General features: G+C 59.8%; 11 protein-coding genes and 2 pseudogenes. 10 read left to right on the top strand and 3 right to left on the bottom strand.

Going from position 1 to position 14,361, the window contains the following annotated elements:
* On the top strand, nt 1-1,073 hold a 1,073-nt coding region (locus GJ632_RS11195), incomplete at its 5' end, for a cation-translocating P-type ATPase (protein ID WP_231751502.1).
* A 90-nt stretch (nt 1,074-1,163) separates the two neighbouring features.
* On the opposite strand, the gene GJ632_RS11190 is transcribed toward GJ632_RS11195, so the two are convergent.
* A protein-coding gene (locus GJ632_RS11190) for an IS630 family transposase (RefSeq protein WP_343161135.1) occupies nt 1,164-2,164 on the bottom strand; the annotation gives its coding sequence in 2 pieces (ribosomal slippage) (nt 1,164-1,672 and nt 1,672-2,164; 1,002 coding nt in all).
* 297 nt (nt 2,165-2,461) lie between these two features.
* On the opposite strand from GJ632_RS11190, the pseudogene GJ632_RS25365 reads away from it, so the two are divergent.
* The 3 genes and pseudogenes from GJ632_RS25365 to GJ632_RS11180 all read left to right on the top strand — a co-directional run.
* Nucleotides 2,462-2,539 (top strand): annotated as a pseudogene (locus GJ632_RS25365) (AbrB/MazE/SpoVT family DNA-binding domain-containing protein); the annotation flags it as partial.
* Between the two features lie 3 nt (nt 2,540-2,542).
* Entirely contained in the window at nt 2,543-2,746 is a 204-nt protein-coding gene (locus GJ632_RS11185; protein WP_343161137.1) for a hypothetical protein, read from the top strand.
* Entirely contained in the window at nt 2,743-3,171 is a 429-nt protein-coding gene (locus tag GJ632_RS11180) for a PIN domain-containing protein (protein WP_191452950.1), read from the top strand. Before GJ632_RS11185 ends, GJ632_RS11180 begins: the two co-directional genes overlap by 4 nt.
* 603 nt (nt 3,172-3,774) lie before the next feature.
* On the opposite strand, the gene GJ632_RS11175 is transcribed toward GJ632_RS11180, so the two are convergent.
* Nucleotides 3,775-4,983, bottom strand: a complete 1,209-nt coding sequence (locus tag GJ632_RS11175) for a CBS domain-containing protein (RefSeq protein WP_191452949.1) — start codon at nt 4,981-4,983, stop codon at nt 3,775-3,777.
* A gap of 429 nt (nt 4,984-5,412) precedes the next feature.
* On the opposite strand from GJ632_RS11175, the gene GJ632_RS11170 reads away from it, so the two are divergent.
* The 3 genes from GJ632_RS11170 to GJ632_RS11160 all read left to right on the top strand — a co-directional run bounded on the left by GJ632_RS11170 (nt 5,413) and on the right by GJ632_RS11160 (nt 8,855).
* On the top strand, nt 5,413-7,191 hold the full coding sequence (locus GJ632_RS11170) for a BCCT family transporter (RefSeq protein WP_394351799.1): 1,779 nt from the start codon (nt 5,413-5,415) through the stop codon (nt 7,189-7,191).
* A gap of 209 nt (nt 7,192-7,400) precedes the next feature.
* Nucleotides 7,401-7,808: a type II CAAX prenyl endopeptidase Rce1 family protein gene (locus tag GJ632_RS11165; protein ID WP_191452948.1), complete on the top strand. Its 408-nt coding sequence runs from the start codon at nt 7,401-7,403 to the stop codon at nt 7,806-7,808.
* Nucleotides 7,809-8,450: 642 nt separating this feature from the next.
* The gene (locus GJ632_RS11160) at nt 8,451-8,855 is read left to right on the top strand and encodes a HalOD1 output domain-containing protein (protein ID WP_343161136.1); all 405 of its coding nucleotides are present in this window, start codon (nt 8,451-8,453) and stop codon (nt 8,853-8,855) included.
* An 18-nt stretch (nt 8,856-8,873) separates the two neighbouring features.
* Here GJ632_RS11160 and GJ632_RS11155 read toward each other — a convergent pair whose 3' ends face one another.
* Nucleotides 8,874-9,677 carry a TrmB family transcriptional regulator gene (locus tag GJ632_RS11155; RefSeq protein ID WP_191452952.1) on the bottom strand — a complete coding sequence of 268 codons (804 nt, stop codon included), beginning with the start codon at nt 9,675-9,677 and terminating at the stop codon, nt 8,874-8,876.
* 390 nt (nt 9,678-10,067) lie between these two features.
* On the opposite strand from GJ632_RS11155, the gene GJ632_RS11150 reads away from it, so the two are divergent.
* The 3 genes and pseudogenes from GJ632_RS11150 to GJ632_RS11140 form a co-directional block, all read left to right on the top strand.
* Nucleotides 10,068-10,865: a TrmB family transcriptional regulator gene (locus tag GJ632_RS11150; protein WP_191452947.1), complete on the top strand. Its 798-nt coding sequence runs from the start codon at nt 10,068-10,070 to the stop codon at nt 10,863-10,865.
* Nucleotides 10,866-11,253: 388 nt separating this feature from the next.
* Nucleotides 11,254-11,466 (top strand): hypothetical protein, encoded by a 213-nt coding sequence (locus GJ632_RS11145; RefSeq protein WP_191452946.1) that lies wholly within the window; start codon nt 11,254-11,256, stop codon nt 11,464-11,466.
* Nucleotides 11,467-12,660: 1,194 nt separating this feature from the next.
* A pseudogene (locus GJ632_RS11140) lies at nt 12,661-14,361 on the top strand (SLC13 family permease); the annotation flags it as partial.

Here is a 14,361-nt window from a genome sequence, read left to right as displayed (position 1 = left end):
CACCGGCGAGTCCAGTCCCCGTCCCGAAGGAACCTGGCGACGACGTGTTCGGCGGAACGATCAACGAGAGTGGGAGCCTCGAAATCGAGGTCACTCGGCAGGCCCACGAATCAGCGATCAGTCGCCTCATCACCATGGTCGAAGAGGCCCAGAGCGAGAAGGCCCTGACACAGCGGCTCATCGACCGCCTTGAACAGCCATACGTCCTCGGCGTGTTCGCGCTCACAATCGCGGCTATCGGAATTCCGCTCGCGGTCGGAAGTGAGTTCACGAGTACGTTCTACCGCGCGATGACCCTGATGGTCGCCGCCTCGCCGTGTGCGGTCATCATCTCGACGCCCGCGGCGGTCCTCTCAGCAATCGCCTCTGGCGGCAGGCAGGGCGTCCTCTTCAAAGGCGGCGAACACGTCGAGACCGCGGCACGTATCGATGCGGTCGCATTCGACAAGACGGGAACGCTCACGCGGGGCGATACGCAGCTGACCGACGTGTTCGTCCACGACGGGACGGCGGACGAGCCACTAACCGAGGACTCACTCCTCTCGTTCGCGGCCGCAGTACAGGCCCGCTCGGAGCACCACCTTGCTCGTGCGACCGTGGCGGCCGCAGACGAACGATCACTCGACACACCCGACGCCGCACGGTTTCAGTCGGTCGCCGGAAAGGGTGTTCGAGCTGACGTCGACGATGGAACCATCCATATCGGGAACCGGAGTTACTTCCAGACAGTTCTCGGAGACAAATCAGTCGAGGGGCTCGAACCTGGCCTCAGCCGGCTCAAAACCTTAGAGTCAGAGGGGAAAACGAGCGTCCTTGTCGCCAGAGAGCATGACGGCAACGTCACTGTACTGGGATGGCTCGCCTTCACCGACACCGTTCGCCCTGACGCTGCCGGAATGATCGACGACCTTCGTGCGCTCGGCGTGGAACACATCGTCATGCTGACGGGTGACAACGAGCGCGTCGCACAGCGTATCGCCGACGAGGTCGGCATCGACGAAGTCCAGGCACGCATCAGATCCATCCTCCGAGGTTGTGAAGTTGAGACTACACCAAGGATAGAGGGCATCTAATGCGTTGATTTAGCCGAATTGAGGAAGAAAGAGCGCTCTGATTCCCGCCCTGATAGCCGGTTTATTCTATGACCCTAACTATAGTAGACACTAGAAGTAATTACTCACTTCTGGAACAGAGAGTTTGTCGAGAGCGGTATCAATCGCTGTTGTTAGCTCGTCGAGCGAGTCAAAGAATCGGTTGCTAAGTGCCTTTTGCAGCTGTCTCCAGCACCTTTCGACCGGATTCAACTCCGGTGAATACGAGGGTAACGTCACGAAGACGAGGTCGTCACGGACCTGGCGGCCCGTGACGACCGACGCCTGAAAATACGGCGCTCCGTCCAGCACGACGATCAAGTCATCTTCGTATTCTTTGCATAATGCTAAAATGAAATGTTTCGCATGTTCGGCCGTGACATACTCGATAAATCGAGAGAAGAAGCGATCACCGTTCTCGGTGATCGCGCCCAGCAGACACGTCCAATCACGTTGGCCAGACAGTTCGACCGAGGGCCGCGTGCCGCGCGGAAACCACGCGGCACGCGGCTCAACTTGGACGGATTTCTTGGTTTGGTCGATGCAGACTACGGTGGCGTCCATCTCCCGCCGCTTTTTTTGAGCTCGTCGTGGAACGCTTCTTGCTCGTCTTCGTCGGCTTCGGCAGCTGAACGGCGTGGTTTTTGATAACTCAATCCCGCTTCTTTCAGCAACCGCCGACAACTCGGGATTGAATACTCGACGCCGTACGTTTCTTCGAGATACTCTTGGACGAGCGCCGGCGTCCACGCCGGCGCGTCGATCCCGAACTCGTGGGGTGGTTCGTGAACGGTTTCTTCGAATTCTTCTTGCTGTGATTCTGAGAGTTTTCGCTTCCTCCCAGTTCGTTTATCGTCAGAAACGGCTTGCTCAAGCGACTCGTCGGTGTCGAGTCGCTTGAGCCAACTGTAGATGGTCCGTCGCTGAACGTCGTACCACTCGGCTAGTTCGGTCTGATTTACACCGTTCTTGTACGCGATGGCTGCTAAGAGCCGTTGTGTCGGCTTCTTTCCGTCCACGTTATCGAGAGCGTCTTGCAGTTCCTCGACGGAGATCTCGTCGAGATGATTCACTATCTCTTACAACAGTCTTCGAGCAAAAAAATTCTAACGGTTACTATAGTCTTGGTAGACTGTGAGCGTCAGGAGAGACCTGCCGGTCACCACCGGGCAGACGGTGAAACCAGATGGGAGCCTACCCAATCCCTGCCTGTTTCTTCAACAGCGTCAAGACACTGTTCGCCGTCACCAGAGGCGACCTGTCGTATTCACCAGTTAATTCCCGAATCAACCCAACCAGCGCTAGTCTTTTGTATGACTAAACTAGAGTAATGATAGAGAATAGTATGAGTAAGACAGAGTCTGAAAAAAGTGGTGTCCGTATCGTCGCGCGGGCAAGCCACCATCCCGAAAGAGTTCCGTGAGGAGTTAGGTATCGACACGCCCGGCCGTGTGAAGTTCATTCGGACCGAAGAGGGTGAAATCGTTGTTCGCCCCATCCACTCGGTTACAGACCTGCGTGGGGTTCTGGAAGGGAAAACCGACGAGCGGGGGCGCTCGGCAACCGAACGCCTACGAGAGGAACGTGCAGCGGACAAAGCCAATGAAGAGGAGTTGCGGCAGCGCTACGCCGGTGACGACGAGGCTGACGCATGACGGACGGGGCTGAGATTCCCGAAACGATCGTCTTCGACGCCGAACCACTCATCGCCTATTTCTGCAACGAACCAGGGAGCGACACCGTCGAAACGTACGTCGACGCCGTTGAAGGCGCAGCAGACGGCTACATCTCGGCTATTAACCTCGCTGAGGTCCACTATATCGTCCGTGCGATTGACGGCGAGGAGCGCGCTGGTGCTGTCATCGACGTCCTCGAGGAAAGCGGAATCCGTCGCGTCGACACCGAACAGACCTGGGCGTCAGCAGCCGACTTCAAATTTCGCTACTCTCCGGCGCTTGGCGATGCCTTCGCGCTCGGGACCGCAGCACACGTCGACGGGATGCTCCTCGTCGGAGCTGATGATGATTACGACGACGTCACCGATGTCTCAATCACTCGGTTCCGGACCGAACCAGCGTAAGTAGCGCTTCAGCGAGTTCTGGAGACCCATTTCCCCGACCTGAACCCTATCTCACGCCCTCGGGGATGGGCTCGTCTCTGTATAAACTGTGGTTATAACTTTTCGTAATGACTGAGCGTTCAGTTGCTCCGTACTCGTTTCCCATCTTGATAGTACCTCACAGTGAGAGGTGATGTACGGAGGCCGATGAGGGCTTATTCGTGGATCGTTACGGGATAGCCCCCTTCGAGTGCCAGCACTAGAACGATTCAATTGGGCATAGCGTGAATCAAAGGCACGCATCATTTTCATCCTCCGAGGTTGTGGTGTCCAACCGCCGCGCTCTCGCCGGACGTGACCGCTCTGGCACGGAAAGCAACCGACGTTGTCGGGCTTGACTACGCTGTCGTTGACCTGATAAAGGGTGATGATGACTGGACCGTCCGGGAGGGTAACACGACGGCCGGTTTCAGAGCGCCGTTCGAAGCGACCGGTCGAAGCGTAGCCCTCTATAGCGCGTCACCGCGATATCCTTTCGGAGTACAGCGTCGACGTGGAGAAGCGAGTCGGCGGCACGGACGCTGATTCTGCGTCAAACGGAGAATCGTTGGGTGGACACCGGGGTCACCCGCCGAGCCACCAGCCGTAGAGCTGTTCCTGCTCGTCTGTGTCGGGGTGCTTTTTCGACTGGCCGTAGGTCTTCCCCTTGAGGAGTTGGCGTTCGACGGCGTTCGCTGCGAGACGGAGGGCGTGAGAGGCACCGTACCCCTCCCCGTCTGCAGTGAAGTAGCCACGATCAGTTACTAATCGAATCCGTGCGAGCACGAGTGGCACGCCTCGACTCTGTTCCTTGTGCTCCTGAATTTCGATGCTGGCCTTGATCACGCTCATCTCGCCGTACTTCGAGGCCATGCTTTCGATCAGCGCGGCGACGTCGTCGTAGTCCATCCCCTCCAGCAGGTCGAGCCCGAACACCTGCACGGCGTTCCGGTCGTCGCGCTCCCAGGTGAGCGCCTCGATGACGTCCGTCTTCGTGATGATACCGATCGGCTCACTGGTGTCGTCGGCCGTGACGACGAGCGAGGAGATCTCCTGCTCGAACATCGTCTCGACGACCTCGTCGAGCGGTGCGCTCCGCTCTACCGTCACGACTGCATCGGACATCAGGTTCCGTACCGGAAGGTCGAGCATTCGGTCGGCGTCGCCCTCACGCGAGCCGAACCCGCCACGATTCTTCCCTCCGCCACCGCGGCCACCGAAGTCACTCGACGAACCGCCCTGACTCTTACTGCCACCTCGCGTCGTGAACTCGATAACGTCGTACAGGCTCACCATTCCAGCGAGGGCGTCCCCGTCGACGACCGGGAGATGGGCGATTCCGGCTTCTCGAAGCATGTTGAGCGCTTTCCCGATCGTGGTTTCAGGAGTCGCGCTGATCAGCTTCCCTGTGTAGGTGTCCTCGACAGTCGCCGCGTCGAGAAACGGACGGACAGCCTCGAGGACGGCGTCGCCGGTCACCACACCGACGACACGGTCGTCGTGGAGCACGGGGAGCGTTTTTGCGTCGCTACCGATCATGAGCCGCGCGACCTCACGGACGTCCTCGGTACGGTCGACTGTCGGGACGTGCTGTACTTGTGAGCCGACCTTCGCAGACGGCTGATTCGACGAGGACGCCAGCTGTCGGCGACTAACGATGCCGCGATACTCGTCGCCGTCTGTGACGACGACGGCATCGAGTTCTTGGTTCTCGAATGCCCCGGCAACCTTCGAGAGCGGTGTGCCGATGTCGAACTCCGTGAACTTTGAGGAGAGGATCTCAGAGATATCCATGTGTGACTTCTTACTAAGAGGGTCTCTGGACGGTTATGCCTATCCCACTCCCGTACTGTTCGAGCCGGTCTCTGCGACAGTCTCTCTGTTCGGAACTACCCGAATACACGACAGGAAGTATGACTCCGCCCGATGGCGACCACACGACTGCAGATCCGAGCGACGTGCGTTCCGTACCTGATACCGTTCGCGTCTGTACCGGAAACCAGATTTCCTTAGCATCCGAGGAGACGAAACGATATACGTGCAGAGTGTTAACAATGGACATGTCGACGCCTGAGCGGTCCCGTTCAGTTCCGACCACGAAGCGGGGAGGCGGTTCAACCGCGCCCGACTCTCGACATCGGACTCACAGTAGGCTTACACCCGTTCCGTCGATTCGAGATGGAGAGGGTAGTACACCACAGCGCCACGTAAGAGGTGAGGCGAGTGTCGTCCGAGACTGACGAGGCCACGGGCGGATCCGGCACTGAGGAGGAGACGGCCAGCGAACTGTCCGAGGGTCTCCAGGTCGAACTGTTCCACCCGGACACCGAGCGGAAGCCGGGCGACACGAACGTCGAACGATGGGGGTTCGACGTCCACCCGCAGGTGTTCCCGATCGCCTGCGCGGTGATCGCACTGTTCATCGGCCTCACGCTGGCGTTCAAGTCGGGGTCGGCGAACGTCTTCGGGACCGGGCAGACGATCATCTCTGCGGGTGGTGGGTGGTTCTACATCCTCGCAGTGAACGTCTTCATCCTCGTCATTCTGTACTTCGCACTGAGCAAGTACGGGAGTATCCGCATCGGCGGCGTCGAGGCTAATAGGGAGTTCACGACCTTCTCCTGGATGGCGATGTTGTTCAGCGCTGGGATGGGAATCGGCCTGATGTTCTTCAGCGTCGCCGAGCCGATCTCACACTTCGGATCCGTGCCGCCGTTTTTCGCGGGCGTGGAGAGCGGAACCAGGGCCGCTGGCACGGCGGGGATGGCGATGACCTACTTTCACTGGGGCATCCACCCCTGGGCGATATACGCGCTCGTCGGACTCGGACTGGCGTTTTTCTCGTTCAATCGCGGGCTTCCACTGACCTTTCGGTCCATCTTCTGGCCGTTGCTCGGCGAGCGAATCTACGGGTGGCCGGGGCATCTCATCGACATCGTCTCTGTCATGGCGACGCTGTTCGGCCTCTCGACGTCGCTCGGAATCGGCGTCCAGCAGGTCAACGCCGGCTTCACGGTCCTCTCAGGCCAGTATCTCTCGACGACAATCCCCCAGGCAACGTGGGTGCAGGTCGTGCTCATCGCGGGCATCACCGCCATCGCGACGCTGTCGGTCGCCGCGGGCCTCGACGGCGGCGTCCGCAGACTCAGCGAGTTGAACCTGTATCTTATGCTCGCGTTCCTCGCGCTGATGCTCGCCGTCGGGCCGACGCTGTACCTCCTCAGAGGGTTCGTCTCCAGTATCGGAACCTACGTCGGCGTCCTTCCCGAGCTGGCGTTCTGGACCCAGACCGCCGGAGGCACGACCTGGCAGAGCGGCTGGACTATCTTCTACTGGGGGTGGTGGATCTCGTGGTCGCCGTTCGTCGGCATGTTCATCGCCCGTATCTCGAAGGGCCGGACCGTCCGCGAGTTCGTGCTCGCAGTCCTCATTTTACCCTCGCTGTTTTCGTTCTTCTGGATGTCCACGTTCGGCGGGTCGGCCCTGTTCGTCGAACTGGAGACGAGTGCTACCCTCGTCGGGGCGGTCAACGAGAACGTCGCGACTGCGATGTTCGAGCTATTCTCGTTTTATCCGCTGACCGCGCTGTTGTCGGTCATCGGGGTCGTGCTCGTGATCACCTTCTTCGTCACCTCGTCGGACTCCGGGTCGCTGGTGATCGACCACCTGACCTCCGGCGGGAAATACGACGTCCCAGTCACCCAGCGGGTCTTCTGGGCTGTCGCCGAAGGTGCCGTCGCAGCCGTCCTGTTGATCGGGGGCGGACTCGGCGCGCTCCAGACCGCCGCGATCGGGGCTGGCCTCCCCTTCGCGTTCGTTCTCTTGTTGATGTGCTATACGGTCTACCTGGGGCTCGACAGCGAATACGAGATCATGGAATCCGACGAGTTCGCCGAGTGGGTAGAACGGATCGAGGCGCAGAACAATATCGTCCCGGCCGGGAGCGAGGACGTCGTGAGAGAGGGAGACGATAGTGGCGATGTGACCAGTGGCGACGACTGACAGCGACCTTCGGGACGCTGCTGTACTGAATGAGTGTATCCAAGGGCCAGCGTGGGGGGCAAGGCCGTCTCCGATGACCGTGCCATCGAGGGAAGAGACTCGTCGCCCTGGTCGTCGGTCTCGTCGCGTGGCTCGGTTGGTGGGAGAAGATACGCCTCACGGCACCCGTCAACCGCCGCGCGCTGATCTATCTGCTCCCGTTCGCCGCGATGGTGTTCGTCCCGGTTGCGTTCGGATTCGCCATCCCGGACGTATCGCTGGTCGAGGGCACGACGCTTCCCGCGTGGGCCGCTCTGTTCGTCGTCGTTGTCGGCGTCGCACTCGGCGCAGCCGTCTCGGAGGAACTCCTCTACCGCGGCGTGTTGCTCCGGGCACTCGAACCACGTGGTCGCGTTCTGGCCGTCGTTCTACCGGCCGTCGTGTTCGGCCTCTCGCACGTCTCACAGGTCGTCCTCGGCAACTCCCTCGCCGAGTGGCTCCCCCAGATGATCCTGATCATCCGTTGGGAATCGGCCTCGGGGCCGTCGCCTTCCGACTGGAGAGCCTCTGGCCACTCGTCCTCTGGCACTTCTCGGTCGACGTTACGGGTCTGTTGGTCGCGAATCCCTCGCCCCTGATGGATCTCGCAGCTATCGGCCTGATATTCGTCGTCTTCGTGGTCGGCGTGAGTCTCCTCTGGCAGGATCGACGACTCGAGGCGCCGCGAACGCGTGCGCGGGCCGAGATTCCAGAGTAAAATACGAGATTTCCTTCGAACACAGCGGGACGGTTCGTCGGCGGGTCCCCGGGGCATCTTCGTCCAGAGACGAGTGTATTTGCCCGCCACGCCGACTGTTTCTACCGAACGACTGATTCAGACTCAACAGTTCAAGAAATAAGACGCGCATCAATTCCATCCTCGGAAGTTGTGAAGTTGGGACTACACCGGGTTTAGCGGGGCCGTGGTGCATGTTTTCGGGCGAATCGGCGAACGGGAACTGCTTGGGACCGCTCTCCGAACGGCGTTCCTGCCGTACACCTAATCATATGGCCGAATTCCGGTGACTTCCGGAGGCGTTGCCAGTTAGAGGCCGTGCTACCCCAGACTGAGAGCGTTACTACTCGACCCCGGTCTCCGTCTTCGACAGCGTCACCGTGTTATCGGCCGTCACAACGAATCCGACACGTCTGCTTCGAAAAGGACACTAGCTTGGCCCGCCGGCGGAAAGTTGCAGTATCTCCAGATCGGATTCGACTCCACCGACCCGAGCGGTGCCAACGTGCGCATCCAGCCCGTTCATCTGAGACCTGTTTTGATAAACCGGGTGAAAAACTTCGGAGTTTTTGATCGCCTAGCACGAATCAGAACTGTGGAGTACGAAATCGGGCCGGAAGAATCGGTCAGCGAGGCCGTCGTACGCGCGGTGAGCGCAGTCGAGGGCCGTAAACCATGTTCCCTCCGACCGCTGGCGGATGTCGTCGATCCGACTGCGTTAGATTCGTTATTCGACCCGCGGGACGACGGAACACCTCGAACAGGGGGACGCCTCTCGTTCGTGTACAACGATTGTTGCGTTACGATCGACAATGGTGAGTATCTCACGCTTCTGTCGCTCGAAGACCGGGTTTGCGACGAACGCGGTCGAGAACCCTCTGACAGTTGCATCCGTCGACGGAGTCGCTAATAGTCGCTCGCCGGAGGGTTACTGCTTGGGGTCACGGGCGGTCAACAACCCCTGTGCCATGAGTCGTCGGGCGATGACGACCAGACCGTTCCCGAATCCTTCGCCGAATATCGCTTGTTCCTCCTTGGTGTCGGGCATGAGTGAACTCACGAGAATCGTCGAGCGGTCGATCAGGAGGAGTCGACCGATGGCCGTCTCGTCTTCGGTCACGTTCTCGCCGTGTAGCCACTCCAAGCCGGAGATGAACGTCGTGGCGTCCGGTACGGCCGTTTGTATCTGGTCTTGAAGCGACTCCGTCAACGCGCCGATGAGAAGGTCGACTCCGTCACCGACCTCGTTGAGGCTGGCAACGAGATCCTCCGTCAAGAGCGACTCGTCGCCGACGACGAGAACGACCTCCGCGGATGCTTCCTCGATGAGTTGGTCCGTCCGATTTTCGATCGCGTCCCGTCCGGACATCGCCCATATCTGCTGGACGGGAGTCTCGTCGTCCTGCTCGACGATTTCGACCGTGTCCAGCGCATCGTGGAGTCGCTCGACGCGGTCTTCGTACTGGTCGCGCAGCGTCTCGGCCGCCTCGTCGAGCGGAACCGCTCGGAACTGCTGCGGGCTCGAATGCTGGATCTCGACCAGGCCTTGCGCTTCCAGCACTCGAATCGCATCGTACACCCGCGTTCGGGGGACCTCCGTCATCTCACTCAACTGCTTCGCTGTGCCCGTGTGGAGACGGGACAGGCCGACGAAGCATCGCGCCTCGTATTCCTTCAAGCCGAGTTGTTGGAGGACTTGGATCGCTTCCTCCAAGCTATTAGTCGTATCCATGTGTCTCAACCTCCCAGGGAGGTTCCCTAGTGGTCCTATAGACGATTCGCCCTCGCCACGGATAGGTATTGTCACTTAGTTCATGACGGCACCGACCGGAAATACGTGGCAGGACCGATCTGATGACCTGAAACTGCGGTCCAACCATAGCTCTCGGAGAGTTTGTGAGTATCGTAGTGACAACAGCAAAATGAGCGTCTCGACGCGTAGAGATGCAAATATACGAACGAGTAGTAGAGTCACTCGTTTAATCACAAAAGTATTTACCGCGTGGAGTACAACCTCCGAATCGGTGCGCAATCTAGTACTGTGTCCCAACCACGCTACTGCTGCGTGCCGCCCCGGCCACTTCGTGTGGCCGGAACGTGCTGATCCAATGCCGCCAAATCGATGAACAACGATCCAATAGAGGACCCACAGTCCGTCGCAATCGAGCAACTCGAACGGTTCGGGTTGAGTGCCTACGCCGCACGGACGTTCGTGGCGCTTGCGAGCCTCGGCACGGGGACGGCCAGAGATATCAGCCAGGTGTCAGAGGTGCCGCGCACTCGAGTATACGACGCGATCGACGAGTTGCACGACCGGGGGCTCGTCGATATCCTCCAGTCGTCACCCAAGCAGTTCTGGGCAATCTCCGCCGAAACCGCGAGTCGGACATTCGAACACGAGCTCCAGCACCGCACGGAAGTCCTCCGGACGGCGCTGAGTGAACTCGAACCGATCGAACAGCGGGCCGAGCAGCGCGGCGTCTGGACGGTGAACGGGCAGACTGCGGTCACGGAACGAGTTCTGGATTTCTTTGCTAGCGCGGAGGATGAAATCGTCTACATGACCGTCGAAGACCTGCTCACCGAGGACCTGATCGAGGGGTTAGGTGAGGCCGCAGAGCGGGGTGTTTCGATCAGGCTCGCCGGGGTGTCGACGGAGGTCCAGGAACGCATTCAGGACGAGATTCCCGGCGCGACGATGTTTGAGTCGCTGTGGGTCTGGACGGATACGTCGGCGGGGCGGCTCATGATGGTCGACGGGCGAAAGACCCTCGTGAGTGCGCTCGTCAACGGCGTGGACACGAGTCCGTCCGATCCGCGGTCGGAGACCGCCATCTGGGGAGAGGGAGACACGAACAGTCTGGTCGTGGTTTTGAAGGCGATCTTCACTTGGCGCCTCCAGACGGACCCGCCAGACTAACGCGACCCAGACTATCGATCAGTTACAACGCGTCCACGTGAATCCACGAGGCGCAGAGCGCGGACCGACGTATTGGAACTGTCTCGCGTGAGGTGAGTGGGTCGCCGATCAGACCCCGGCTGAAACCTGGTGAAACTGTGATGCGGTGGGACGGGTTGTCCTTACGCACTCCTCGTCCTCGTCGGCGCCGATAGTGAGCCCTGATTCTACTAACTACCGGGACCACACCAGTCGAAAGAATAGCTCCGTTCGCGGATCAGGGATTCGGTAGCGACACGTCTCCAGTGAACGAGTCGAGCACTGTCTCGACTTGTTCGTCGGGGTGGTACCGGACGACTCCGCTCCCGTGTTCGAATTCGACGACGCCGTGGGCTGATAACTTCGGCAGATGGACGTGGTGGAGTTGGATGGCGAGTTCTTCGCGACCCAATGGTGGACCGTTTTTGGAGTCGGAGGCTCGAACGTGTATCTGATCGACGAGGTCGTCGAACGTCGAGGTCCCGTCAGCCTCGTGGCGCAAGTGGTGGATTATCCGACGTCGGTGCCGATCGGCGACGAGTTGGAGACACGCGTCGAGACTGTGAATCGACATACCGCGTAACTATCTATCAGGGTACCTCAATTGGGGCGGTTTTCACACCCGAGAATATTTTGATTATGTGAGTTACACTCGGTGAGCACAGGCCCACGAGAGTGGTAGAGTGAATGCGGTAGGCCATCGAAGTCTACGTCACCCGGTTAATCAATAACTGTTTAATTATTAAAATGTCGTCACTTGATGCAGTCGGAGAGCGTTCGTCCCGGTGTCCGCCCACCGGCGGAGAGATTACACGTGGTACGAAACGACATCAGCTCGGATGAAGGTGAACGGCGCCGATAACGACCACAGATCGTCCCTGCCAGGTCCTCCCCAGCGACTGAACGATGCCAAAATGCAACAATTGTGATACGTTTGTAACGCCACGGTTTGCCCGCGTCTTCGGGGACAACGAGGACGACATCTACGGCTGCCGGAACTGCCTGTCAGTCACAGCACTGGTCGAGGGGCACGCGTCACGGGATACCGCGTGACGGCGACGAACGCCTCAGACCTCGATCGATGCTTGGTGTCGGTTCGGTAATTATCAACAGAACATGACAAGCACACACGACTCCGTTTCAGAAGCAACGCTCTACGTATGCCGTGATTGTGGAGACGGCATCGAAGACCCCAACACGAACAACTGTCCTCACTGTGGCGGACCGTTGGTGAACAGTACTGTCCCGCACGATTAGTACGAAATCGTGCGGAGACGCACATATTCATAGTCGACCTCGTGACACGAATCCTCCGCTGAGGGTTCTCTGCGGAACCTCTAGACGGCGGCTCAACGAATCGAAGACGGGTTCTTCAGCTCGGTTCCAAAGTGGTCATCGATGCGTGCACTCGCGTTCTCTGAGCGTTATCTTTCTCTCACATTCTCTTCTTCAGTCGCCCCGCCAGAGTTCCCAAAGGGGGCGATCAAATCGACGCGAACGGGTACGTCCTGCAGGTTGAGGCTGTGGCCGACACCCGAATCGAACGGCACGTGATTCGAGAAGTCTCGGCACTACGGAAGATGGACGACGAGTAGGAAACATCACTCACACACTCCCAGTAGTCTCCGGTGTCCGGGAACACGGACACCTGAAAGAGATGCAGGTGCCCGCGTGGGAAACCAGTTCTTTTCCCTCCAAAGCGCCTCCGTTCGGTATGGCGTTCTTTTCACCAACGCTGGTCGTTCAGGGCTTGGCTTCCACGCCCGTAACGGCCGAGATGCTCGTCGTCTTCGCCCTCATTCTCCTCGCACTCGTGCTCTTTGCGACCGAATGGTTCCCTATCGACGTCACCGCCATTTTGATCATGGTGCTGTTGATGGTGCTCGGGCCGTGGACACAGATCTCCCCGCGGGAGGGAATCTCCGGATTCGCGAATCCAGCGACGATCACGGTCCTGGCGATGCTCATCCTGAGCACGGGAATCAACCGAACCGGCATCGTCCAACTGATTGGCCGGAAGATGGCTGCGTTCGCGGGAACGAATCGGCGAAAGCAACTCGCCGCGACGATCGGGGTCACTGGCCCGGTCTCGGGGTTCGTCAACAACACGCCGGTCGTCGCGATTCTTGTGCCCGTGATCGCCGACCTCGCACACGAGGGGAACACCTCTCCCTCGAAGCTGCTGATGCCGCTGTCGTTCGCGTCGATGCTCGGGGGACGCTCACGCTCATCGGGACCTCGACGAACATCCTCGCGAGCGACATCGCGGCCCAGCTCGGGGCCGAGTCGCCCGAGCTCGGATTACAAGCCTTCGGGATGTTCGAGTTCACCAAACTCGGTGTGATCGTCTTTGCGGTCGGCGCGGTGTACCTCATGACGGTCGGCGTCCGACTGCTCCCCGAACGGATTCCCGCTGACGAGGACCTCGTCGAGGAGTACGCGCTCCAGGAGTACCTCGCGGACGTTGTCGTCCCGGCGAACTCACCACTGATCGGCCAGACCGTCCGGGAGGCGCTCGGCGAGGACGACCTCGATATCGACGTGTTACAGCTGATTCGCTACGGCGAGCGGTTCGACGAACCGCTCGCTCGGAAAGAGATTCGCGAAAACGATACGCTCCGACTCAGGACGAACCGAGAGACACTGGAGTACATCATGGATGCGGAAGGGCTCACACTGTCGGGAAATCCCCAAAGCGAAGACGACCTTCACCCGGACGATGAGGAACCAGTCCTCGTCGAGGTCGTCGTCCCGTCGGGATCGTTCCTCGTCGGGGAGACGCTGACGAGTTCGACGTTCCGCCAGCGCTACGACGCGAACGTCCTCGCGTTTCGAACACGTGGCGACGTCGTCCGAGACCGATTCGAGGACATCCGTATCAGGGTCGGTGACACTCTCCTCGTGCAGGCACCGCCCGATAGCCTCACCCGTCTCGTCGAGAACGAGGACTTCATCGTCGCCCACGAGTTCGACGAGGTGACCTACCGGAGCGAGAAGATTCCGTTCGCGGTTGGAATCATTGCTGGCGTGGTCGCACTGCCGGCGTTGAACATTCTCCCGATCGTCGTCTCGGCACTTGCCGGCGTCGTGGCGATGGTCTTCACCGGCGTGCTCAAGCCGACAGAACTCTACTCGTCCGTCGAATGGAACGTGATCTTCCTGCTCGCCGGCGTCATCCCTCTCGGCATTGCGCTGCAGCAGACCGGGGCGGCAGCGCTGCTGGGCAACGCTGTGGCTTCGACTGCGACGTTCTTGCCAGCGGTCGGCGTCCTGTGGGTGTTCTATCTCGCGACCGGGCTGTTGACGAGCGTCATCAGCAACAACGCGAGCGTCGTCCTCATGATTCCGGTGGCTGCCAACGCCGCCCAGTCGATCGGGGCGAACGCGTTCGCGTTCGTTCTGGCGGTCACGTTCGCCGCCTCGACGGCGTCGTGACGCCCGTCGCTACCAGACGAATCTCTTCGTCTACGGGCCGGGC

This window comes from Halogeometricum sp. CBA1124 (assembly GCF_009741955.1).
Taxonomy (GTDB): domain Archaea; phylum Halobacteriota; class Halobacteria; order Halobacteriales; family Haloferacaceae; genus Halogeometricum; species Halogeometricum rufum.
Note: the sequence above shows the minus strand (reverse complement) of the source record. Positions and strands in the feature narration are given on the sequence as shown.